Source organism: Nocardioides sp. NBC_00163, assembly GCF_045206295.1.
In the GTDB taxonomy this organism is placed as follows: domain Bacteria; phylum Actinomycetota; class Actinomycetes; order Propionibacteriales; family Nocardioidaceae; genus Nocardioides.
The window spans coordinates 5,157,559-5,178,643 of the sequence record NZ_CP108155.1 but is presented as its reverse complement, the minus strand read 5'-3'; the positions used below and the strand labels follow the sequence as shown (position 1 = coordinate 5,178,643).

The 21,085-nt window shown below is 71.0% G+C and carries 22 protein-coding genes; 7 read left to right on the top strand and 15 right to left on the bottom strand.

What is annotated here, in order from left to right; all coding sequences use genetic code 11:
• Nucleotides 1–11: 11 nt before the first annotated feature.
• From OG801_RS24830 to mraZ, 4 genes are all read right to left on the bottom strand, one after another.
• Complete coding sequence (locus tag OG801_RS24830) at nucleotides 12–1,838, bottom strand: peptidoglycan D,D-transpeptidase FtsI family protein (RefSeq protein WP_406031777.1); 1,827 nt, start codon at nucleotides 1,836–1,838, stop codon at nucleotides 12–14.
• A gap of 12 nt (nucleotides 1,839–1,850) precedes the next feature.
• The gene (locus OG801_RS24825) at nucleotides 1,851–2,447 is read right to left on the bottom strand and encodes a hypothetical protein (protein ID WP_355017911.1); all 597 of its coding nucleotides are present in this window, start codon (nucleotides 2,445–2,447) and stop codon (nucleotides 1,851–1,853) included.
• Nucleotides 2,444–3,454, bottom strand: coding sequence for a 16S rRNA (cytosine(1402)-N(4))-methyltransferase RsmH (rsmH, locus tag OG801_RS24820; protein WP_355017912.1), 1,011 nt, complete (start codon nucleotides 3,452–3,454; stop codon nucleotides 2,444–2,446). The genes OG801_RS24825 and rsmH overlap by 4 nt, the downstream gene beginning before the upstream one ends.
• Before the next feature lie 250 nt (nucleotides 3,455–3,704).
• Nucleotides 3,705–4,127, bottom strand: coding sequence for a division/cell wall cluster transcriptional repressor MraZ (gene mraZ, locus OG801_RS24815; RefSeq protein ID WP_008363047.1), 423 nt, complete (start codon nucleotides 4,125–4,127; stop codon nucleotides 3,705–3,707).
• Nucleotides 4,128–4,416: 289 nt separating this feature from the next.
• Here mraZ and OG801_RS24810 point away from each other — a divergent pair, with 289 nt between their 5' ends.
• From OG801_RS24810 to OG801_RS24800, 3 genes are read left to right on the top strand one after another with little or no spacing between them, the layout of a single operon-like run.
• Nucleotides 4,417–5,370: a MoxR family ATPase gene (locus tag OG801_RS24810; protein ID WP_355017913.1), complete on the top strand. Its 954-nt coding sequence runs from the start codon at nucleotides 4,417–4,419 to the stop codon at nucleotides 5,368–5,370.
• Between the two features lie 29 nt (nucleotides 5,371–5,399).
• Nucleotides 5,400–6,692, top strand: a complete 1,293-nt coding sequence (locus tag OG801_RS24805; protein WP_406031776.1) for a DUF58 domain-containing protein — start codon at nucleotides 5,400–5,402, stop codon at nucleotides 6,690–6,692.
• The gene (locus OG801_RS24800) at nucleotides 6,692–8,980 is read left to right on the top strand and encodes a transglutaminaseTgpA domain-containing protein (RefSeq protein ID WP_406031775.1); all 2,289 of its coding nucleotides are present in this window, start codon (nucleotides 6,692–6,694) and stop codon (nucleotides 8,978–8,980) included. The genes OG801_RS24805 and OG801_RS24800 overlap by 1 nt, the downstream gene beginning before the upstream one ends.
• Before the next feature lie 24 nt (nucleotides 8,981–9,004).
• Here OG801_RS24800 and OG801_RS24795 read toward each other — a convergent pair whose 3' ends face one another.
• The 5 genes from OG801_RS24795 to OG801_RS24775 form a co-directional block, all read right to left on the bottom strand.
• Entirely contained in the window at nucleotides 9,005–9,373 is a 369-nt protein-coding gene (locus tag OG801_RS24795; protein WP_160024339.1) for a DUF3040 domain-containing protein, read from the bottom strand.
• 144 nt (nucleotides 9,374–9,517) lie between these two features.
• Nucleotides 9,518–10,723, bottom strand: coding sequence for a DNA polymerase IV (gene dinB, locus OG801_RS24790; protein WP_406031774.1), 1,206 nt, complete (start codon nucleotides 10,721–10,723; stop codon nucleotides 9,518–9,520).
• Between the two features lie 24 nt (nucleotides 10,724–10,747).
• Entirely contained in the window at nucleotides 10,748–11,473 is a 726-nt protein-coding gene (locus tag OG801_RS24785; protein WP_355017917.1) for a methyltransferase domain-containing protein, read from the bottom strand.
• A 49-nt stretch (nucleotides 11,474–11,522) separates the two neighbouring features.
• The gene (locus OG801_RS24780; RefSeq protein ID WP_406031773.1) at nucleotides 11,523–11,984 is read right to left on the bottom strand and encodes an SAV_6107 family HEPN domain-containing protein; all 462 of its coding nucleotides are present in this window, start codon (nucleotides 11,982–11,984) and stop codon (nucleotides 11,523–11,525) included.
• 169 nt (nucleotides 11,985–12,153) lie between these two features.
• On the bottom strand, nucleotides 12,154–12,747 hold the full coding sequence (locus OG801_RS24775; RefSeq protein WP_355017919.1) for a hypothetical protein: 594 nt from the start codon (nucleotides 12,745–12,747) through the stop codon (nucleotides 12,154–12,156).
• Between the two features lie 143 nt (nucleotides 12,748–12,890).
• On the opposite strand from OG801_RS24775, the gene OG801_RS24770 reads away from it, so the two are divergent.
• Both OG801_RS24770 and OG801_RS24765 read left to right on the top strand, forming a co-directional pair.
• Nucleotides 12,891–13,526, top strand: coding sequence for a DUF4126 domain-containing protein (locus OG801_RS24770; RefSeq protein ID WP_355017920.1), 636 nt, complete (start codon nucleotides 12,891–12,893; stop codon nucleotides 13,524–13,526).
• Nucleotides 13,523–14,848 (top strand): phytoene desaturase family protein, encoded by a 1,326-nt coding sequence (locus OG801_RS24765; protein WP_406031772.1) that lies wholly within the window; start codon nucleotides 13,523–13,525, stop codon nucleotides 14,846–14,848. Before OG801_RS24770 ends, OG801_RS24765 begins: the two co-directional genes overlap by 4 nt.
• Before the next feature lie 7 nt (nucleotides 14,849–14,855).
• Here OG801_RS24765 and metF read toward each other — a convergent pair whose 3' ends face one another.
• The gene (gene metF / locus OG801_RS24760; RefSeq protein WP_406031771.1) at nucleotides 14,856–15,746 is read right to left on the bottom strand and encodes a methylenetetrahydrofolate reductase [NAD(P)H]; all 891 of its coding nucleotides are present in this window, start codon (nucleotides 15,744–15,746) and stop codon (nucleotides 14,856–14,858) included.
• 34 nt (nucleotides 15,747–15,780) lie between these two features.
• On the opposite strand from metF, the gene OG801_RS24755 reads away from it, so the two are divergent.
• A complete protein-coding gene (locus OG801_RS24755; protein ID WP_355017923.1) occupies nucleotides 15,781–16,866 on the top strand; it encodes a polyprenyl synthetase family protein in 1,086 nt (361 codons plus the stop codon).
• Nucleotides 16,867–16,872: 6 nt separating this feature from the next.
• Here OG801_RS24755 and OG801_RS24750 read toward each other — a convergent pair whose 3' ends face one another.
• Nucleotides 16,873–17,544 carry an anti-sigma factor gene (locus tag OG801_RS24750; RefSeq protein ID WP_355017924.1) on the bottom strand — a complete coding sequence of 224 codons (672 nt, stop codon included), beginning with the start codon at nucleotides 17,542–17,544 and terminating at the stop codon, nucleotides 16,873–16,875.
• Nucleotides 17,534–18,136, bottom strand: coding sequence for an ECF RNA polymerase sigma factor SigK (sigK, locus tag OG801_RS24745; protein ID WP_406031770.1), 603 nt, complete (start codon nucleotides 18,134–18,136; stop codon nucleotides 17,534–17,536). The genes OG801_RS24750 and sigK overlap by 11 nt, the downstream gene beginning before the upstream one ends.
• 101 nt (nucleotides 18,137–18,237) lie before the next feature.
• Between sigK and OG801_RS24740 the strand changes: the two genes are divergently transcribed.
• Complete coding sequence (locus tag OG801_RS24740; RefSeq protein WP_406031769.1) at nucleotides 18,238–19,800, top strand: molybdopterin-dependent oxidoreductase; 1,563 nt, start codon at nucleotides 18,238–18,240, stop codon at nucleotides 19,798–19,800.
• Here the strand turns inward: OG801_RS24740 and OG801_RS24735 are convergent, their stop codons facing one another.
• Genes OG801_RS24735 through OG801_RS24725 form a run of 3 tightly spaced genes read right to left on the bottom strand, consistent with a single transcriptional unit; the run spans nucleotide 19,801 to nucleotide 21,050 of the window.
• Nucleotides 19,801–20,223, bottom strand: coding sequence for a barstar family protein (locus OG801_RS24735; protein ID WP_406031768.1), 423 nt, complete (start codon nucleotides 20,221–20,223; stop codon nucleotides 19,801–19,803). It lies immediately after the preceding gene.
• Between the two features lie 5 nt (nucleotides 20,224–20,228).
• Nucleotides 20,229–20,645: a ribonuclease domain-containing protein gene (locus OG801_RS24730; protein ID WP_406031767.1), complete on the bottom strand. Its 417-nt coding sequence runs from the start codon at nucleotides 20,643–20,645 to the stop codon at nucleotides 20,229–20,231.
• A gap of 33 nt (nucleotides 20,646–20,678) precedes the next feature.
• Entirely contained in the window at nucleotides 20,679–21,050 is a 372-nt protein-coding gene (locus tag OG801_RS24725) for an Rv2175c family DNA-binding protein (RefSeq protein WP_355017929.1), read from the bottom strand.
• Nucleotides 21,051–21,085 lie beyond the last annotated feature (35 nt).

The following is a 21,085-nucleotide window of genomic DNA, read 5'->3' as shown; positions in this document are numbered from 1 at the left end:
ACCGGCGCAACTCACCAACCAGTGGGCATCTTCGAAGGCTCGGTGCCGGTCGGCGGGACGCCGTAGCGGCGCAAGGCGAAGGACATGATCTGGGAGAAGACCGGGCCGGTGACGGTGCCACCGCCACCGCCGTTGCCGGGGTTGTGGATGGCCACGTAGACCGTGAACCGCGGGTCGTCGGTGGGGGCGAAGCCGCCGAAGGAGACCGTGGTGGTGCCGTCGTAGCACTTGCACTCGGAGTTGACCCGCTGCGCGGTGCCGGTCTTGCCGGAGACGCGGTAGCCGGGGACGGCTGCCTGCGGAGCGGTGGCGTTGTCCGGGTCGTTGATGACCCGCTCCATCATCTCCGCGGTCTGAGAGGCGGCCTCCTCGGAGACGACACGGGTGCGATCCGCGGTGTCGGTGCCGACCTCGATGCCGGAGTTGTTGGTGGCGCTCCCGGCGATCAGGCTGGGGTCGATGCGTACGCCGCCGTTGGCGATCGTGTTGAGCGCGGCGGTCATCTGCACGGCGTTGACCGAGATCGACTGGCCGAAGTCGATGCGGTCCTCGTCGGCCGGGTTCCAGGTCTCCGGCGAGGCGAGCAGACCGGCCGACTCGGTGTCGAGGCCGAGGCCGGTGCGCCGGCCCTGGCCGAAGGCGGAGAGGTAGTCGCGCAGCTGGCCGTCCTCGTACTTGTTCGCGGCCATCACGGTGCCGATGTTGGAGGACTTCGCGATCACCCCGGCCAGGGTGAGCTTCTCCATGCCGTGCTCGTACCAGTCGTGGATGTCGGCGTCGCCCGAGCGATAGGACCCCGGCACCTTGAGCCGGGTCGAAGGCGAGACGAGCCCCTGGTCGAGCAGGCCGGCGACGGTGAGCACCTTCTGCACCGAGCCGGGCTCGTAGACGTTGGAGAGCGCGTTGCTCCCGCGCAGCGTGTTCGGTGATGCCCCCGGATCACGGGCGTCGAAGGTCGGGTAGTCGGCCAGACTCAGGATCTCGCCGGTCTGGGTGTCCATGACCACCGCCATCCCCGACTCGGCGCGCGACTTCTGCACGGCCTCCATCAGGGTCTGCTGCACGTAGTACTGCAGGTCGCGGTCGAGGGTGAGCTTCAGGTCGTCGCCGTCTACGGGAGCGACGCGGTTGTTGGTGCCCAGCGGCATCCGGGTGCCGCTTACCGGGCTGGTCGCGTCGTATTCCGCATGCCCGTCCTTGCCGGCCAGGTGCTTGTCGAAGGCGGCCTCCAGGCCCGCCAGCGGGCGCTGGTCGTTGCCGAGGAAGCCGACCAGGTTGGCCGCGACGTCGCCGTTGGGGTAGTTGCGCAGCGGGTCACGGCTGGTCCACAGCCCCTGATAGCCCTCCTTGCCCGCCTTCTCGACCGCGGCGGTCGCCTGGGTCGCGGGCACCTGACGCTTGATGTACTGGAACCGGCTGCCGTCCTTGCGGAGCTTCGCGAGCGCCGAGGCGTAGTCGACGCCGAGCTCCTTGGCCAGGAACGCGGCGATCGCCGGGGCGTCCTTCTTCGTCTGCTTCGGGTCGGCCAGCACCATCAGCCCGTCGGAGGAGTCGGCCAGCGCCTCGCCGTCACGGTCGAGGATCTCGCCGCGCTCGGCCGGCAGCACGACATCGACGACGTTCTCGGCGGCCGCCATCGCGGCGTACGAGTGCGGGTCGATGCCCTGCAGCTGCACCAGCCGGCCCCCGAAGACCGAGAGCACCATCGCCACCAGGATGAAGCCGACGCGGAGCCGGATGTGCACCGGCCCGCGTCGCTGCGTCGCCTTCGGCGTTGACCTCGAGGCAGAGCTGCGCGCCGGCCGGCGGACCTTCCGCTTGACCTGTCGCTGGGCCATCGCTCCGCTCCCCTACCGAGCCTCGCCCGAAGACGTACGCTGCTGCTCCTCGGCCGTCTGCTTCTCGGCCGCCTCCTGCTCGCGCTTCTTCTCGGCGAGCTCGGCCGCCTTCTTCTTCGCGGCGGCCGCCTCGGCCGCCTTCTGCTCGGCGACCAGCACGCTGTAGGGCTTGGCGACCTTCGGGTGCAGCGGCGGCGTCGCAGACCTGTCGGCCGCGGCCGCCTCGCCCTCGATCTTCGCCTCGGGGACCCGGAGCATGGCCGCGTTCTGCGGGACGACCATGCCGAGATCCTTCGCCTTGGCGGCGATCTTGTGCGGGTCCTCCATCTTCTTCAGCTCACCGTCGAGCGCCTGCTCCCGTGCAGCCAGCGTGGTCGCCTGCTCCTGGAGGCGCGCCTCTTGGAAGGCCGACTGCTGCATGGAGGTGTTGAAGACGAGCAGACCCACGACGCCACCGATGAGCAGCATCGAGACGAGCACGACGAACGGCAACCGCGGCGCCATCGGGGCAGGCAGCGGCGCCGGCACGGCGGTGAGCCGTGTCTGGGTCGTCTCGTTGGCCCGGTCCGGGCTGCGCACGGGCGCCTGTGGCGCGGCGGCGATGCTCATCTGGCTGCTCCAGGGTTCGACTTGGCTGTATTGGCTCTTGGGTTGGTTCGGGGCTTGACGCGCTCCACCGCGCGCAGTCGCACCGAGGCGGCGCGCGGGTTCTCCTCGATCTCGGCCTCGTTGGCCTGCTCGGCACCACGGGTGAGCAGGCGGAACGACGGCTCGGCCTCGGGCGGCACGAACGGCATGTCGGGAGGTACGTCCAGCTTGGTCGCCTCGGTGAAGGCCCGCTTGGTGAGCCGGTCCTCGAGCGAGTGGTAGGACTCGACCACCACCCGGCCCCCGACGCCGACGGCCTCGAGAGAGTCCGGCAGTGCCGTACGCAGCGCCCCGAGCTCGTCGTTGACCTCCATCCGCAGCGCCTGGAAGGTGCGCTTGGCCGGATGTCCGCCGGTGCGACGGGCAGGTGCCGGGATCTCCGCGTAGAGAAGCTCCACCAGAGGCCCGCTCGTCGTGAACGGCACCGTCTCGCGACGCTTGACGATGGCGTATGCGATCTTCTTGGCGAACTTCTCCTCGCCGTAGTCCCGCAGGATCCGGGTCAGGTCCGCCGCGGAGTAGTTGTTGAGGACGTCCGCCGCGGTCTGACCCCGGGTGGCATCCATCCGCATGTCGAGCGGCGCGTCCTCCGCATAGGCGAAGCCACGCTCGCGCTGGTCGAGCTGCATCGAGGAGACACCGAGGTCGAAAAGGACCGCCTGGACCTCGTCCAGGCCCTGCCCGGCGACGACGTCGAGGATCTCGTCGTAGACCGCGTGGACGCCTGTCCACCGGTCGCCGAAGCGGGCCAGCCGCTCCCCCGCGATGCCGAGGGCATAGGTGTCCCGGTCGATGCCGATCACGCGTGATCCAGGGATCCGCTCGAGGACGGCCTCGGTGTGACCACCGTGACCGGTCGTGCAGTCGACGAGCACGCCACCATCGGCGAGCGCCGGCGCGAGCAGGTCGACGATGCGGTCGAGCATCACCGGCACGTGCTTCTGGTTCGTCACCGCCTCGACCCCCATCGCACGGCTTCGTCTGGTGTGTGTTCTCCCCCAGCTCTTTGGCAGAGCTACGGGCTGACAACGCCACGGATCCGCAGAGCCAGGTCTCATGCCCGCTCCGTCACCACCTGTGCCGTCCGGAGCCGGGGAAGGTGCCCCGGATGGCTGGATGAGTGGAGCGGGACTGAGACCTCGTCCTGCGGATCCGCTGTTGACTTGTTTCGTTTCTGATCAGCTCTGCTGCTTGTCGCTTTGTCGATCTGTCCCTTTATCAGTCCGTCGACTCGTCGAGGTCTGCGAACTTGGCCTGTGCACCCGCGGAGTACTCCGCCCACTTGGCCGGGTCCCAGATCTCGATCCGGTCCATCACACCGATCACGACCACGTCCTTGACGATCCCGGCGTAGTCGCGCAGGAGCGGCGGAATGCCGATCCGGCCCTGCTTGTCGGGTGTCGTCTGCTCGGCCCCCGCAAAGAGGACACGGGCGTAGTCACGTGCGTCCCGAGAGGTGAGCGGCGTCTGCTGGGCCCGCTGCGCCTCCTGCATGAAGACGTCCTCGGGCCACACCACGAGGCAGTTCTCCTGACCTTGCGTCACGACAACCCCCTCCGCCAGTCGATCTCGGAACTTTGCCGGGAGGAAGATCCGGCCCTTCTCATCGAGCTTCGGCGTGTACGTGCCCATGAAGAACATGTGCTCGCCCCCGCGGTCAGCTCAACGTGGATCGTTCCTCCACTTTGCCCCACCGTACCCCACAATCCCCCACATTCAAACCACCTTCCTCCCCCACGAGGCGATTTCCCACCACCGCCCACTCACCCGGCCCGCGTGGCGCGGAAGCCGGCGGCATACCGCCTACAGGTCACAGTCGGGTGAATGGCGCAGACGCCCGTGGCGCTACCCCGTACGGTGTTCCCATACGCAGGGTGAGTCGGAAGGACGCGACGTGACGACGCCGTTGGAGGCCCCAGGATCGGGTCCAGTGCATGGGGCAGAGATCGAGACATTGGTGCGGGTCGCGGGCCGCATTCGCGACAGCATCGAGAAGGTGATCGAAGGAAAGACCGACGTCGTCGACTCCACGCTGACCGTGCTGCTCGCCGAGGGACACCTCCTGATCGAGGACGTGCCCGGGGTCGGCAAGACCCAGCTCGCGAAGGCGCTGGCGCGCTCGATCGACTGTTCGGTGCGCCGCATCCAGTTCACGCCCGACCTGCTCCCGAGCGATGTCACTGGGGTGTCGATCTTCAACCAGAACACCCGGGAGTTCGAGTTCCGCCCGGGTGGCATCTTCGCCAACATCGTGGTCGGCGACGAGATCAACCGTGCCTCCCCCAAGACCCAGTCGGCATTGCTGGAGTGCATGGAGGAGCATCAGGTCACCGTCGACAACGTGACCTACCAGCTGGACTCGCCGTTCATGGTGATCGCGACCCAGAACCCGATCGAGATGGAGGGGACGTACGCCCTCCCCGAGGCGCAGCGCGACCGGTTCATGGCGCGGGTCTCGGTCGGCTATCCGCCGGTGGCCTCCGAGATTGCGATGCTGGCCAGCCACAGCGCGGCCAACCCGCTCGACGACCTCGACCCGGTCACCGACGCCGTGGAGATCCGCAAGCTCGTCGGCGTCGTCAACCAGATCTACGTCTCGGAGGCGGTCCGCCGCTACACCGTGGCGCTGACCGCGGCGACCCGCACCAACAACGAGCTCGCCCTGGGTGCCTCGCCGCGGGCGAGCCTCCACCTGCTGCGGGCCGCCAAGGCTCATGCCGCCCTGCACGGACGCGAGTTCGTCCTCCCCGATGACGTACGCAGGCTGACCGGTCCGGTCCTTGCCCACCGTCTCCTCCCCAGCGCCTCCGCGGCGATGCACGGCCGGTCGGTCACCGACATCCTCGAGTCCGTCGTGTCCGCCGTGCCGGTGCCACAGTCCTAACCCTCGGGCCGACTTCAAGGAGGGGCGCGATGCGTGAGGCACTGTCCGGCCTGACCGTCCGGGGCCGGGCTTTCCTGGCCGCCGGGATCACCGCCATCGTCTGCGGGATCCTGCTGGACCAGTCCACACTGTCCCGGATCGGGATGCTGCTGGTCGCACTGCCGCTGGTCACAGCGGTCGTCGCCGCCTGGGGCCGCTACCGGCTCGCGCTCGTCCGCCACATCGAGCCGCACCTGACCGAGGCCGGTCAGCCGGCCAGGGTAGAGCTCACCATCGCCAACGAGGGCCGGATCCCCACCGGGACCCTGCTGCTGGAGGAGACGGTGCCGTACGCCCTGGGTGGGCGCCCGCGCTTCGTGGTCGACCGGATCGGCTTCGGGTGGCGCCACAAGCTCGGTTACCAGATCCGCTCCGAGATCCGGGGCCGCTTCGACATCGGCCCGATGCGCGTGACCGTGGCCGACCCGTTCGGCCTGGTCGAGCTCAACCGCGCCTTCCAGTCCACGGTCCCGTTCACGGTCACCCCGAGAGTGGTCCCGTTGCCCCCGACTCCCCTGACCGGCAACGCCACCTCGTCGGGCGACTCCCGGCCGAGGGCGTTCCTCGGGGGCAGCGCGGAGGACGTCACGGTGCGTGAGTACCGCCGCGGCGACGAGCTGCGGCGGGTGCACTGGCGCAGCTCGGCGCGGCTCGGCGAGCTGATGGTGCGCCGCGAGGAGCAGCCCTGGCAGGCTCGTGCCACCGTCTTCCTCGACAACCGTCGCTCGGTCCACCGCGGCCAGGGTGCGGGCTCCTCCTTCGAGCACGCCGTCGTGGTCGCCGCCTCGGTCGCGGTGCACCTGGTCGAGGCCGGCTACTCGGTGCGGCTGGTGACCTCCGGCGGAAACACCCCCGGCGCCGCGGGCAGCGGTGAGCTCAACACCGGCTGGCACGACCGCGAGGGCCAGGCCGACGCGGCCGCCCTGCTGGAGGCGCTCGCCGTGGTCGAGACCGTCCAGCACCACCGCATCGACGCCTCCTGGATCGGCGAGGCCGGGCAGGGCGGAGTCACCGTCGCGGTGCTCGGCTCGTTGGACGAGGACGACGCCGGCGTGCTTCGCCGGGTGCGACACCACACCGGGGCAGCGCTCGCCTTCTCACTCGCCGTCGACGGCTGGAGCGCGGTGCACCTGGCGCCGGAGCAACGGCGGCCCAGCGGCGTACCTCTGCTCATCCAGCACGGCTGGAAGGCGGTCGAGCTCGGGGTCGGCGACTCGGTGGCCACGCGCTGGCGCGAGCTCGGCACCCGGGGCGCGGCTGCGGGAGCGGGGGCAGCGCGATGATGACCTCCCGAGACGCACGCGGCGTGGTGCCCGCGATGGCGGTGCCGCTGACCTGCTTCCTGACCGTGCTGTTCGCGCTGTCGTCGTGGGGCTCGTTCACGAGCACCCGGTTCCCCTACCTCGGCCCGATCCTGGTCGCCGGCCTGCTCGTGGTCGGCACCGGCATCTCCGCGCGGCTGCTGCGCGTGCACGGCTCGGTCGTGGTCCTGCTGCAGGTGCTCCTCGGCACGATCGCGACCGGCCTCCTGGTCGTCCAGCACCCCTTCCCCATCACCGGCGGCGGCCGGGCACGGGTCACAGCCGAGATGACAGAGGCGTACGTCGCGTTCAACCCGTTCGACCTGCCGATGTCCGGGTCGGGGGTGGCGCCCTACCTCATCCCGGGCGGTGTCGCGGCGGTGCTGCTGGCCGACATCCTCGCCGTCTCGCTGCGGCGGCCGCCGATGATGGGGCTCGTGGTGCTGGGCGTCTTCACGTTGCCGTTCAGCATCATCGGCGCCGGTGGCGGAGGCGGGGTCTCCTGGGTCGTCTTCGCGCTCACCGCGATCTCGTTCCTGGTGATGCTCCGCCTCGACCGAGCCCAGCAGCTGAGCCGCTGGGGCCGGCGCCTCGACGACGACCTTCCGGTGGTGCCCGCCGCCGGGCCGGCGGTCATCGGCGTCTCCGCGGTCATGATCGCCCTGCTCACCCCGGCTTGGATGCCCAGCCCGAACGTCTCCCTTCCCGGCCTGGGGCCGGGCGACGGCAACGGCCCCCTGCGAGTGATCAACCCGACCGTCGGACTCTACGACGACCTACGCCGGCAGAGCGACCAGGTGATGGTGTCCGTGACCCCCGTCTACGGCGACACCGAGACTCCTCCATCCTATCTCCGCGTCGGAGCCCTGACCAAGTTCACCGGCACGGAGTGGACCTCGGGCAACCGCGACGTACCCTCCGACCACAGCGGCGTGGCCACCTTCGAGCCGCCGATGTCCGACCCGACCCTGCTCGGCGATCCCACGACCTACCAGCTGCGGGCGAGCGCGAAGTTCCAGTCGACCTGGCTGCCGATCTTCGCCCATCCCCTTGAGGTCACCGCCCGGGGTCCGTGGCGCTACGACGAGGACACCCTCGACTTCATGTCCACCGAGGGCAGGGACCAGACCGTCGCCGGGCAGAGCTGGCGGATGACCGCCGCCCCGGTCGAGCCGACCCAGGAGCGCCTCCTCGCCGCCGGCGACCCCGGCGTCGGCGCCCCACCGGGTATGACCGACCTGCCGCTGCTCCCCGACGAGATCGAGGAGATCGCCCTGGAGCGGACCGCCGGCCAGGACCGGCCGTTCGCCAAGGCGGTCGCCCTGCAGAACTGGTTCCGCCACAGCGGCGAGTTCACCTACAGCCTGGAGCGTGACGTCGGCGCCGACAGCGCGGCCCTGCTGGACTTCCTGACCGACAACAAGATCGGCTACTGCCAGCAGTACGCCACGGCCATGGCCGTGCTCGCTCGCGAGCTCGGCATCCCGGCCCGGGTCGCCTTCGGCTTCCTGGGCGGCGACCGGGACGAGGACGGCGTGTGGCAGTTCCGCGGCCGCGACCTGCACGCCTGGCCCGAGCTGTGGTTCGAGGACATCGGCTGGATCCGCTTCGAGCCGACCCCGTCGGCCGCCGACACCAGCGAACCCGGCTACACAACGGGTGCGCTGGGCAACGCCCGCAACGAGCCGGAGGCGCCTGTTCCGAGCGCCGGCGCGAGCGTCGACCCGGTGCCCAACCGCCCGCAGCGCGAGGAGCCGGACACGCCCGAGGTCGCCGACACCGGCACCGAGGACTCCAACGCCGGCGCCGTCTGGACCGGTCTGGGGATGGTCGCCCTGGTCGGCCTGATCGCGCTCGCGGCGCCGGCCGTGATCCGGCGCAGGCGGCGTACGACGCGGCTCGCGGGCGACGCCGAGGCCGGCTGGAGCGAGCTCGGCGACACCGCGATCGACCTCGGTCTCCCCTGGACCGGGACCCGTTCACCCCGGGAGGAGGCCACCGGCCTGGCCCCGCATCTGCAGGATCGCGAGCCGATGCTCGCGCTCCAGCGGATCGTGGCCGCCGTCGAGCGCAACCGCTACGCGGAGCGCCGCGACGCCGCGGCGGTCGGGGACGACGTACGCCTGGTCTCGGCCACGCTCAGGGGGCACGCCGATCGGCGTGCCCGTCGCCGGGCACGCCTGTGGCCGGCGTCGGTCTTCCGCCGCCGGCCCGCGCCAGCCTCCGACGGACCGGTCGCGCGGTCCGAGCGGGAGCTGATCTCGTCCTAGAGGTCCCTCTGAGAGGTCGTTCTCTCAGAGGTCGTTGTCGCGGCGGCGCTGCTTCCAGCGCTCGCTGGCCCGGTCGAAGAACGAGCTGCGGGGCGTGTGGTCCCCGTCGTCCTCCTCGACCGCGGCAGCACCACGAAGAGCGGTGAGCAGCACGGAGGTCGAGGCCAGCATCACCAGGAAGCCGACCACCCCGACGATCCACATCCGTGAGATCACACCGGTCATCAGCAACGCGACACCACCGGCGAGCACGATGCCCGCGATGACCGCATGTCGACGTTGGGCACGGCGCAAGGCCGTGCCTCGGAGGGCGGAGGCGAACTTCGGGTCCTCCGCCGAGAGCGCGCGCTCCATCTGCTCAAGCAGGCGAAGCTCCTCTTCCGAGAGTGGCACCGTACCTCCCATGTCCTGTTGGGGCATCTCCAAGTCTAGGCTGGCCACCCTGAAGGCGGTAGTGAGCCCAGAAAATTCTTGCCCCTTGACGTTCTGCCACATGGCACAACCAGGACCGATTGTGTCAAGCGAAGTGGCGGGTGCTCAACCCCGGCCCTGATCGAGCAGGCTCGCGCGGCGTACGAGGCTGGATCCGAAGCGTTCGGCGACCTGGTCGATGGCGCGATCGGCCTCGGACCAGCCCCGCTCCCGCTCGCCGAGCACCATCTGCCGGTCGGTGCCCTCGCGGGCGACCAGGTGCTCGACCCGGACCCCGACCAGGCGCAGCGCCCGGCCCCGGAGATTCAGCTCGTCGTAGAGGCGGACCGCGATGGCGTGCACCTCCTGGGTGACGTCGGTGGGATCAGGCAGCGTGCGCGAGCGCGAGATGGTCTTGAAGTCGGTGAACCGCACCGTCAGCGCGACCGTGCGGCCGACCGTGCCGGCCCGCCGCATCCGCCGGGTGACGCGGGCCGAGAGGCGCAGCAGCTCCCGGACGATGTCCTCGCGGTCGCTCAGGTCGTGACCGAAGGTCTCCTGGGCGCCGGTGGACCGGTCGGGCAGGTCGGGGCCCAGCCGCCCCGTCAGCTCGCGCTGGTCGGTGCCGGTGGCGAGTCGGTGCAGGTGGCCGCCGAGGCGCGGGCCGAGGATCTGGTGGAGGGTCGGCACCGGGGTGCGCGCGATGTCGCCCACCGTCTCGAAGCCGAGCCGCCGCAGCCGGGTCCTCGTGCTCGGGCCGACGCCGTAGAGCTCACCGACGTCGAGCGGGTGGAGGAAGCCGGGGATCTCCTCCGGCCGGACGACCACGACGCCGTCGGGCTTCGCCGTGCGGCTGCCGACCTTGGCCACGCTCGGGGTGGGCGCGACGCCGACCGAGCAGGTGATGCTCAGCTCCTCGGCGATCTGGCGGCGGATCCGCTGGGCGATCTCCTCGGGGCTCCCGAAGAGCCTGGTCGCTCCCCGTACGTCGAGGAACGCCTCGTCGACGCTGACCACCTCCACCAGCGGGGTGGCGCGGCGGAAGATCTCGCGGACCTGATGGGAGACCTCGGCGACCTCACCGAAGTCGAGACGGACCGAGACGAGCTGAGGGCACAGCCGTCTCGCCATCGAGCCCGGCATCGCGGCCCGCACGCCGTAGGCCCGCGCCGGATAGTTGGCGCAGGTCACCACGCCACGGGCGTGTCCCCCGACCACCACCGGCTGGTCCCAGAGCTCGGGCTGGTGCCTGATGGCCACCGACACGAAGAAGGCGTCCATGTCGACATGGAGGATCGGGGTGGCCTCCGGAGCGCCAGCGGAGGAGGTCACCCCGATCCTCCAAGGACGCGCCTGTCAGCGAAGCGAAGCGAGCAGATGCACCTGCGAAGCCAGCGGCAGGTAGTCAGCGCGGGTAGATGCCCGCTGCTCCAGATCGACCAGTGCGTTGGTCGCACCCGGGTCGACATCGAGCAGCGACCCGGGAACGTGATCCACGAAGACACGTACGCCACGAACGTCCGAGACCGCGAAGCCGGCGGCCTCGAGCAGCCCGGTGACCTCGTCGAGCGCGAAGCGTCGACCGGAGCGCCCCTGGGAAGTGGTGTCGTCGAGAAGCTCGGCGGCCTGCGCGAAGTGGCCGGCCAGAGCGCGGGAGAGGACGGCGGCGGTGCGCTGGGCGACCAGCAGGCTGAGCGTGCCGCCCGGACGGAGCACCTCGCGGATCCCCGCCAGTGCGGCAGCAGGGTCGGGAACGACCTCGAGGACGCCGTGGCAGAGCACCACGTCGGCACCGCTGGGGTCGGCGACGTCGGAGAGTGCGGCCAGGTCGCCCTGCCGCGCGTCGACGGAGACGCCGGCCTCGCGCGCCCGGCGGTCGAGCGCGGCCAGCGCATCGGGGCTGGGGTCGACGACGGTGACCCGGTGGCCGAGCCCGGCGATGCGTACGGCCGAGGTGCCGGTGCCGCCGCCGATGTCGAGGACGTCGAGCGGGCCGGAGGCCAGGACCGGGTCGAGCGCGTCCCAGACGGCGACGGTCCGGGCGCCTGCCCGACGACTGGTGGAAGCGGAGCCAGCTGACATGGGGCCAAGCGTAGGCCCTGCCTCCCACCCTGCGTACGCCACACCTGGATCAGCCCACGAGGCGGTCGTGCCGGAGCGGGGTGGCCTGCGAGGTGTGGGCCATCAGCCCGAGCGACTCCTCGACGACGGCGAGGAACCGGTCGGCCTCACGCACCTGCTCGTCGGCCTCTTCCGCGGTGACCGCACGGATGGAGCCGGCCTCCGCGGCGGCGCGCTTGGCGGCACCTGCGGCGAAGTAGTCGGCCCACTCGGAGAGCTCGGGCGCGACCTTCTTGAGGCGGACCCAGGCGTTCCACGGGCGACGGCGACCGGCGCGGCTCGCGGCCTCGACGGGATCGGTGCGGGCGGCGATCAGCGCGGCGGCGGCCTGGAGTGCGGCGACGTGAGCGATGGCGTACCTGCTCGGCACGTCGTCGGCCACGATCGCCTCCGCGAGGGTCTCGGTGGCTCGGAAGAGGTAGCTGTGCGTCGTGGCCGGCAGCAGATGCATCGGGTCGTCCTTCTCGCTCACGGTCGACCCCGCAGTGGACGGCTCCGGCGGGCGTCGGGGGTCGAGGACGACGCCCGCCAGAGCCTGGTTGTTCGAACATCTGTTCGAACACGTGATCAAACTACACCCCGCCACCGACAGTCACAAGACGTTTCGGTGGCGGGGCGTGTCGAGCGGTGCTGCGGGTCGCTCAGTCGTCGGCGACGGCGCCGCGGATGAGGTGCGGCGGGTGGATGTAGCGGGTGTTGGCCGGCAGCCACATGACCACCAGCAGCCCCGCGGCGATGACGATCGCGATCGTGGTGAGCACGCTGATGATCACCGGCGGGCCGGTCAGGATGCCGCCGACGCTGGCCACCGCGGAGATGAACACCAGGAACGTGATGACGATGCGGGCCCACTCGAAGCCGTTGCGGAGGAAGACCGCGAGCACGCCGAGCATGACGGCCATCACACCGAACAGGGTGATCGCGGGGGCGATGAACGCCGGCGCGCTGACCCGGTTGTCGGTGGGCGGGTTGATGAGGGCCTCGAGCCCCTCGGTCTCCAGGATGCGCTTGGCCGAGGCGTTGCCCTCCGCCCACGCGCGCACCAGGTCATCGGAACGCAGCACCATGACCACGACCACGACGGCGCTGAACGCGATCAGACCGACGATCAGCCGGACCGCCCACGTCATCTCCCGCGGCACGGGCTCAGCAGCGAGGGCGGCGACCTCGTAGGCGACCTCCGGGTCCTCGTTCACGACCACACCTTCGTTCTCGTCGGGTGTCGTCATGGTCATCCGGTCTCCTTGCGACGTGGGGGGAACTCTGCGTTGATCAGCCCATTCTGCCGCACGGGGCACAACGGAGGTAAATACGGGATCGCGTGCGCCTGGTCTCGGGCCGGGTCCGGGTTGTCGGTGTCGTACGCCAAGATGTCTCCATGGAATCTCTAGCGCTGACCTTCTCCAGCGGGTGGGCCAGTGGCATCAACGCATACCTGGTCGTGCTGGTGCTCGGCGTCGTGCAGCGTACGACGGGGGCAGAGGAGATCCCTGACGTGCTCGGCACCTGGCCGGTGCTGGCGGCCGCAGGGGCGATGTTCGCGATCGAGTTCGTCGCGGACAAGGTGCCCTACGTCGACTCGACCTGGGACTCGATCTCCACGGTGATCCGGCCCACGATCGGCGCCGTGATCGGCGTGCTGCTCGCCGGTGAGGCCGACTCGCTCAACGCGGCCGTCGGCGGCGTCGTGGGCGGCACCTCGGCGTTCATGTCCCATCTGGTCAAGGCCAGTGAGCGGCTGGCGGTCAACTCCTCCCCCGAGCCGGTCTCCAACTCGGTGGTCAGCCTGGCCGAGGACGGCCTCGTCCTCGGCGTGGTCTGGTTCGCGACCGAGCACCCGCTGGCCGCCGCCGGCATCGCCGCGGCCCTGCTGGCGACCGGGCTGGTGCTGGTGTACTTCATCATCCGCACGGTTCGTGGAGGCTGGCGCAGGCTCACCCGCCGCGGAAGACGGGGTGCCCCGCCGCCGGAGGAGCCGTCCGACGGCACGACCAAGCCCTACCCCGTCCAGTGACGAGCATTGTCGTCCTCGGGGGCGGGTACGCCGGGATGGCCAGCGCCGCGAGGCTGGCCAAGCTCGGCCACTCGGTGACCCTTCTCGAGGCCTCCGGTCAGCTCGGTGGCGCTCTGGTGCCGGTGCGTGAGGAAGGGTTCACCTGGGACGCCTCGGCGACCTCGACGCTGCTGCCCGCGGTGATGCGCGACCTGTTCCGCAAGTCCGGGCGGCCGGCCGAGCGTGAGCTCGAGCTGGTGCCGATGGACGTCGTCCGCGAGCACCGGTTCGCCGACAAGACCTCGGTCTCGGTGCCCGGCGGCACCCGTGGCGCCCAGCTGGCGGCCTTCGACGAGCTGGGCCCGGGCATGGGCCAGCGGTGGACCGACTACGTCGCCAGGTTCAGCGAGGACTGGGAGGTGCTGCGCCAGCACTACTTCGAGGTGCCGTGGGAGCCTTCGGCGCTGCCCGCGGCCGTCGCGGAGCGGTTCCGGTCCCGCGAGACCCTCCACAAGCGGCTGCGCAAGACGTTCAAGGACGAGCGGCTCCGGCTGGTCGCGGCGCACCCGTTCGTCGCGGCGGGGCAGGAGCTGCGTGACGTACCTGCCTGGGCGGGGCTCACCGCCTATCTCGAGCAGCGCTTCGGCGCCTGGCGGGTCGAGGGCGGGATGGGGGTCGTGGCCGAGGTGCTCGCCGCCCGGATGACCACCCGCCGGGTCTCGGTGCAGACCGCGACCCGCGTGGAGGACATCGTCGTACGTGACGGACGGGCGGTCGCGGTCAGCACCACCGCCGGGGAGATCGATCTCGGCGCCGACGGAGCGGTCGTGGTCGCCTTCGACCCGCGCTCGCTGCCGGCGCTGCGGCCGCTGGTGGAACGTACGCTGCCGGCGATCCCGCCGATGACGTTCCACCTCGGGCTCTCCTCGCTGCCCGAGCACCTCGTCGATCTTCCCGACGAGCTGGTGCTCCACGGCGAGCCGACCCTGGTCGTACGCACCCGTGGGCTCGCCCCCGAGGGGCAGCACGCCTGGACGATCCACTCCCACGGCAAGCTGATGGAGGACGTCCTGCTGGCGCTGGCGCGCCACAAGATCGACCTGCGCGAGCACGTCGTGCATCGTGTCGACCTGGGCGCCGCCGAGCTCGTACGCCGCTGGCGCGGGTCGCCGCTGGGCGTGAAGTGGGCGGGGCGCGGCACGGTGTTCCAGCGCCTCGGTCCGCGCACCCCTCTCCCCAACGTCTACGCCGCCGGCGCCCACGCGACGCCCGGCTCCGGGCTGCCGTTCGCCGGGCTCTCGTCCGCGCTGGTCGCGCAGTCGATCGGGCCTGCCGAGAAGTGAGCGCCGCCTAGACCGTCACGTTGAGCTTGGCGAAGATCTCCAGCGTCGCCTTGGAGCGGTTGAGCGTGTAGAAGTGCAGCCCCGGAGCGCCTCCGTCGAGGAGCTCCTGGCAGAGCTCGGCGGCCACGGCGATGCCCTCGGCACGGATGTCGGCGGGCTCGGGGCCGGCGGCGCTGAGGCGCTCGACGATCTCCTCGGGGACCTCGGCGCCGATCAACTCGCTCTGGCGGCGGATGGCGGCGAGATTCAGGATCGGCATGATCCCGGGCAGGACCGGGATGTCGACGCCGCGGGCACGAACCCGGTCGACGAGGCCGAAGTAGTCGGCCGCACGGAAGAACATCTGGGTGACCGCGAACTCCGCGCCGGCCTTCGCCTTGGCGACCAGCACGTCGGCGTCGGCCTCGAGCGACTCCGCGCTCGGGTGACCCTCCGGGAAGGCGGCGACGCCGATGCGGAAGTCGCCGCGCTCGCGGGCCAGCTTCACCACGTCGATCGCGTAGTCGAGGCCGCCCGGGGTCGGGGTCCACTCGGCACGCGGCCCCTCGGCGGGGTCGCCGCGCAACGCCATCACGTGCGCGACTCCCTGCGCCGCATAGGAGTCCAGGATCCCGGCGACCTCGTCGCGGGTGTGGCCGACGCAGGTCAGGTGGGCGACCGGGAGCAGCTCGGTCTCCGCGGCGATCCGGCCGGTGATGGCGACCGTCTTGTCACGGGTCGAGCCGCCGGCGCCGTAGGTGACGCTCACGAAGGTGGGGCGGTAGGGCTCCAGCGCGCGCACGGCGTTCCACAGCTGCTCCTCGCCGGCCTCGTCCTTCGGTGGGAAGAACTCGAAGGAGAACGAGCGCTCGCCTTGGTTGATCAGCTCCGCGAGGGAGCGTCCACGTCCAGTCACCATCGGGCCATCCTAGGCAGTGCCCTAGGCTCGGAGAGTGAATGAAACGTGGGACGCCGATGAATTCCGCAGTCGCGTCCAGGGGGCACTGGACACCTTCCTCGAGACGCAGTCCCAGCGGCTGGCTCCGCTCGGTGACGAGGTCGAACCGCTGCTGCGCCGGGCCCGCGAGTCGATGTCCGGCGGCAAGCGGCTGCGGGCCGCGTTCTGCTACTGGGGCTTCCACGCGGTCCGCCCCTCCCCCTCGCCGGCCGAGGAGGAGTCGCTCGTCCGGGCGGCCGCCGCGCTCGAGCTGCTCCAGGCTTCGGCGCTCGTTCACGACGACGTCATCGACGACTCCGACACCCGGCGCGGAGCGCCGGCCGCGCACCGCGCGTTCGAGGCCGACCACTCCGCCGCGGGCTGGCCGGGCCGGTCCCGTGCCTATGGCGACGCCGCGGCCGTGCTCCTCGGCGACCTGCTGCTGACCTGGTCGGACGAGCTGCTGCGTACCTCTGGGTTCGGGGGCGCCGAGACCTCCGCCGCCCTGTCGGTGTTCGACCACACTCGCAGCGAGGTGATCGCCGGGCAGTTCCTCGACATCACCGTCCAGGCCCGCGGTGCCGCGGACGTCGAGGCAGCGATGAAGGTGGTGCGCTACAAGGCGGCCAAGTACTCCGTCGAGCGCCCGCTGCACGTCGGCGCCGCGCTGGCCGGCGCCTCACCGGAGCAGATCGAGGCACTGTCGGCCTACGGCCTCCCCGTGGGCGAGGCCTTCCAGCTCCGCGACGATCTCCTCGGCGTCTTCGGCGACCCCTCGGTCACCGGCAAGCCCGCCGGCGACGACCTCGTCGAGGGCAAGCGCACCGTCCTGGTCGCTCTCGCCCTGAAGGCGTCACCGCCCACCGACGCCGACCTCCTCGACCGCTCCCTCGGCCAGCCGCTCACCGTGGACCAGGTTGCGGCGCTGCGTACGATCATCGCCTCCTCCGGCGCCGAGCAGCAGGTCGAGAAGACCATCACCGAGCTCGCCGACCAGGGCCTCACCGCCCTCGACGACGCCAAGTCGTCAGGCGTCCTCGACGCGAACGCCGCCGAAGTCCTCCGCGCCCTCGCGACCGCCGCCACCCAGCGCACGGTCTGACCGGCGTCAGAGGCGCTCAGCGGGCATCTCGAAGAGGACCTTCTCGGAGGGCTGGTCGGAGCCGCCCGCGGGTTCCATGGTGACCATCAGGTCGCCGTCCTCGACAGGTACGGCGACGGCCATCTCCTCGTCGAGGACACCGGCGGACTCCATGCCGGCGTCGGTGTGCCACCAGACCTGGTAGGTCATGCCGGCTGGGCGGTCGAGGTGGGCGGTGTCGACGGCGACCATGTGCATCTCGTGCGACATCGCGACCATCAGCTCGCCGTCGGAGGTCTCCTCCTTGTGCATCCGCGCGTCCGGGGCCGACATCACCTCGGCGGCGGTCATCGCGGGCGGGTCGTCATCTCGTACGACGCCGACCGTCACGCCGACACCGATGACCAGGGCTGCGACCGCGGCGATCACGCCCGCGAACCAACGACGACGGGGGCGGCCCGCGGCGACAGGCCGGAGCTGCGGAGTCTCTGAAGCCGTACGCATCACCCGTGCGCGCAGCGATGCCGGAGGGGTCTCGACGACCTGACCTGCGAGCGACGCGGTCGCCGACCGCAGCGAGTCGACCTCCTCACGGCAGTCGGGGCAGGCGGCCAGGTGCGCCTCGACCTCTGCTCTCTCACCCGGCTCCAACGCGTGGAGGAGATAGGCCCCGACCAGACCGTGCACGTCAGGCGCCATCCCGAACCTCCAGACAGTCACGAAGACGGATCAGCCCATCGCGCATCCGCGACTTCACCGTCGGCAGCGGCCGGCCGAGCATCTCGGCGACCTCGGGATAGGTGAAGCCCTGGTAGTAGGCCAGCCGCACGGCCTGGGACTGCAGCGGCGTGAGGGAGTCCAGGCAGCGGCGTACGCCTTCGTGCTCCGCCGCCGTGACCACAGCATCCTCCGGGCCGGCGACGTCCACCGGCTCACGCCGGGCGACGTGCTCCTCCCGAGCCCGCGAGGCCTGCGTGGAGCGCACGGTGTCGACCGCTCGACGGTGCGCGATCGTCAGCACCCAGGTCCGGACAGTGCCGCGCGACGGGTCGAACCGGGCCGCCTGGCGCCATATCTCGGTGAACACCTCCTGGGTCACCTCCTCCGCACGTGAGGGGTCGCGCACGACCCGCCGGGCGACACCGAAGACCAGCGGAGACAGGTCGTCGTAGAGCCGGCCGAAGGCATCGAGGTCGCCACCGGCGACCGCGGCGAGCACCGCCGCGGGGTCCAGGTCGTCATCGGGGTCAGGTGGCGACTCGTCGCCCACGACCCGCAGCGCTCGCCGCACGCGCACCCCTTTCGACAAATGAAAGATCTCATCCCGGGTTCGCAGCCGAAGAGTGGGAGGATTGGTCCCATCCGCCCATCGATCGGCCACGAACCCACAGCATGACATCCGGCAACCTCGCCGAGCAGAAGGCCTCGGGCTCCGCTTCGGCACCACGTCTTCCGTACGGCCCCCTCGCGGGCATCGCCGCCGGCGTACTCGGTCTCGGCGTCGCCGAGCTCATCGCCGCCCTGGCCGGCGGCGCCTCGCCGCTGCTCGCGCTCGGCGATCGGGTCATCGACCTCACCCCGCGCTGGCTCAAGGGGGCGGCGGTCGCCACCTTCGGCACCGCCGACAAGCCGATCCTGCTCGCCTGCGTCGGGCTGGTCACGCTGGCCCTGCTCGGCGTCGCAGGCGCCCTGGCCGTACGCCGTCCCATCCTCGGCGCGGGCATGCTCGCGCTCCTCGGGGCCATCGACATCGCCGCTCTCCTGGCCGACCGGGCCGGCAACGGGACGACCGGGATCGTGGCGATCGTGATCGGCCTCGCTGTCGGCATCACCGCACTGATCCTCCTGACCCGGCCCCTACGTGACACCGACAGCCCGCCCACCGAGGCCGAGGCACCCGACGGCTTCGACCGTCGCAGGTTCCTGGTCGCCGCGGCGGCGGTGACCGCGGTGGGTGCGGCCGGCGGGGTCGGCGCCAAGGTGGTCACCGCGCGCCGGCTCCCGGCGACGAGGGTGGCCATCCCCGCGGCCGTCTCCCCCGCCGCGCTCCTCCCGGCGGGCGCGGAGCTCCGGATCGACGGGCTGACGCCCCACCTGACCCCCGTCGACGACTTCTACCGCATCGACATCGCCCTGCTCACCCCACGCGTCGACGTCGCCGACTACCGGCTCAAGATCCACGGCCTGGTCGACGACCCGGTCGAGCTCACCTACGAGGACCTGCTCGCGATGCCGCTCTACGAGCGCCGCGTGACGATCTGCTGCGTCTCCAACGAGGTGGGCGGCGACCTGATCGGCAATGCGACCTGGACCGGCGTACGCATCCGCGACGTCCTCAAGCGTGCCGGCCTCTCCCCCGACGCCGACGCGGTGAAGTCCACCGGCGCCGACGGCATCACCATCGGCACCCCGCTCGAGGCGCTCACCGACGGCCGCGACTCCCTGCTCGCGATCGCCCAGGACGGCGAGCCGCTGACCCGGGACCACGGCTTCCCCGTACGCATGGTCGTGCCCGGCCTCTACGGCTACGTCTCGGCGACCAAGTGGCTCACCGAGCTGGAGGTCACCCGCTTCGCCGACTTCCGCGCCTACTGGACCGACCGCGGCTGGTCCGCCGAGGGCCCGATCAAGACCGAGTGCCGCATCGACCTGCCTGGAGACGACGTCATGCCCGGTGAACGCACCATCGCCGGCGTCGCCTGGGCGCAGCACCGGGGTGTGAGCAAGGTCGAGGTACGCATCGACGACGGCCCCTGGCAGCCCGCCACGCTCGCCGCCGAGGACAGCATCGACACCTGGCGCCAGTGGACCTACCGCTGGGACGCGACCGAGGGCGAGCACCGGATCGAGGCGCGGGCCTACGACCGCACCGGCACTCCGCAGACCGCCGACGAGGCGCCGCCCGCTCCAGACGGAGCCACCGGCTACCCCACCCGCACGGTCAATGTCGGGTGATCAGCCCAGGTCGGTCAGGTCGGTCTCCGGACCGTCCCCGCGCAGCAGCACGGTGAACGCCGGCCGGTCCTCGGAGATCTCCACGGCCCGGTCCTGGAGGACTCGGACGATCCTGTCGAAACCGGCACGATCCGCGTACGCAGCGCACCCCCACGTCTCCCACAGCAGCACCGTGGGCGCGGAGAGATCGCGCAGGGAGTCCCAGAGCGCGTCGAGGTTGCGGCCGAAGTGGGCCGGGAAGCCCAGCGCGGCGCCGATGGCGCCGAGCACCTCGTCCTTGGTCTCGGCCACGTCGGCGATCTGCGCCAGCGACCAGCCCGCGCCGGTCACCGACTCGGAGAGGTCGGCCGCGGCCAGCTCGGTGTGCCAGCGATAGACGCCGGGATCGACCTTTCCCGCTAGAAGACCTGCCAGTCCACTCATCCCCATCACCCCCGGTCGATCCGTGAGAACGACTCGTAGTGGTCCTCGGTGAAGTAGAACTCCCCACCCTCGCCTGTGACGATACGCCGCGCGCCCCGGTCATCGGAGCCGGGCGTCGGCACGGTGTATTCGGCGTAGTAGCCCGACGCCTCCTCCGGCAGGATCCCCTCGCGGTTGCCGAAGGTGCTGCCGTCCTTGCCCGGGTAGGGGAACGGGCCGCCGGCGTCGATCAGCTCGAGCGTCTCCACGCCCTCGGGCGGCAGGTCGGACTCCGCGATCCAGGCGAGGCCGCTCTCCGGGTCGGTGCCGGTCTTCCCGCCACCGTCCGCCCCGGAGTCACCTCCGGTGCCGCCTCCACATCCGGCGACCAGCGCCATCAGGACGGCGATCAGCAGGCCAACCAGGGCGTACTTCGACCTCAAGAGGTTCCTCCGAGACGTACGGAACGGGCGGTCCTACAGTGCCATGGCCTGGGCCCGGCGCTTGACCTCCGACCCGCGGTTCTCCCGAAGCGCGTCGATCGGGCGGCCGGGAAGGTCGTCGTCGAGGAAGAGCCAGGCGATGATCTCGCGATCGTCGTAGCGTCCGTCGTGGAGCACGTGCAGCAGCCCGCCCAGACCCTTGACCGGCAGACCGTCCTGGATGAACAGGGCCGGGATGTGCTGGCCCTTCACCCCCGGAGGCACCGCCGCGGCGAGCTCGTGCTCGCGGATCATGGTGCGCACCTTCCCCACGGTCACTCCGAGCAGCGACGCGGCCGTAGCCCAGTCGATCCACTCTTCAACCAGGACACCCAGATCCTGCTCCGCCAACCGCAAGTCACTCATAACAATCACATTACCGGCCCAGGTAGCCGGTCCGG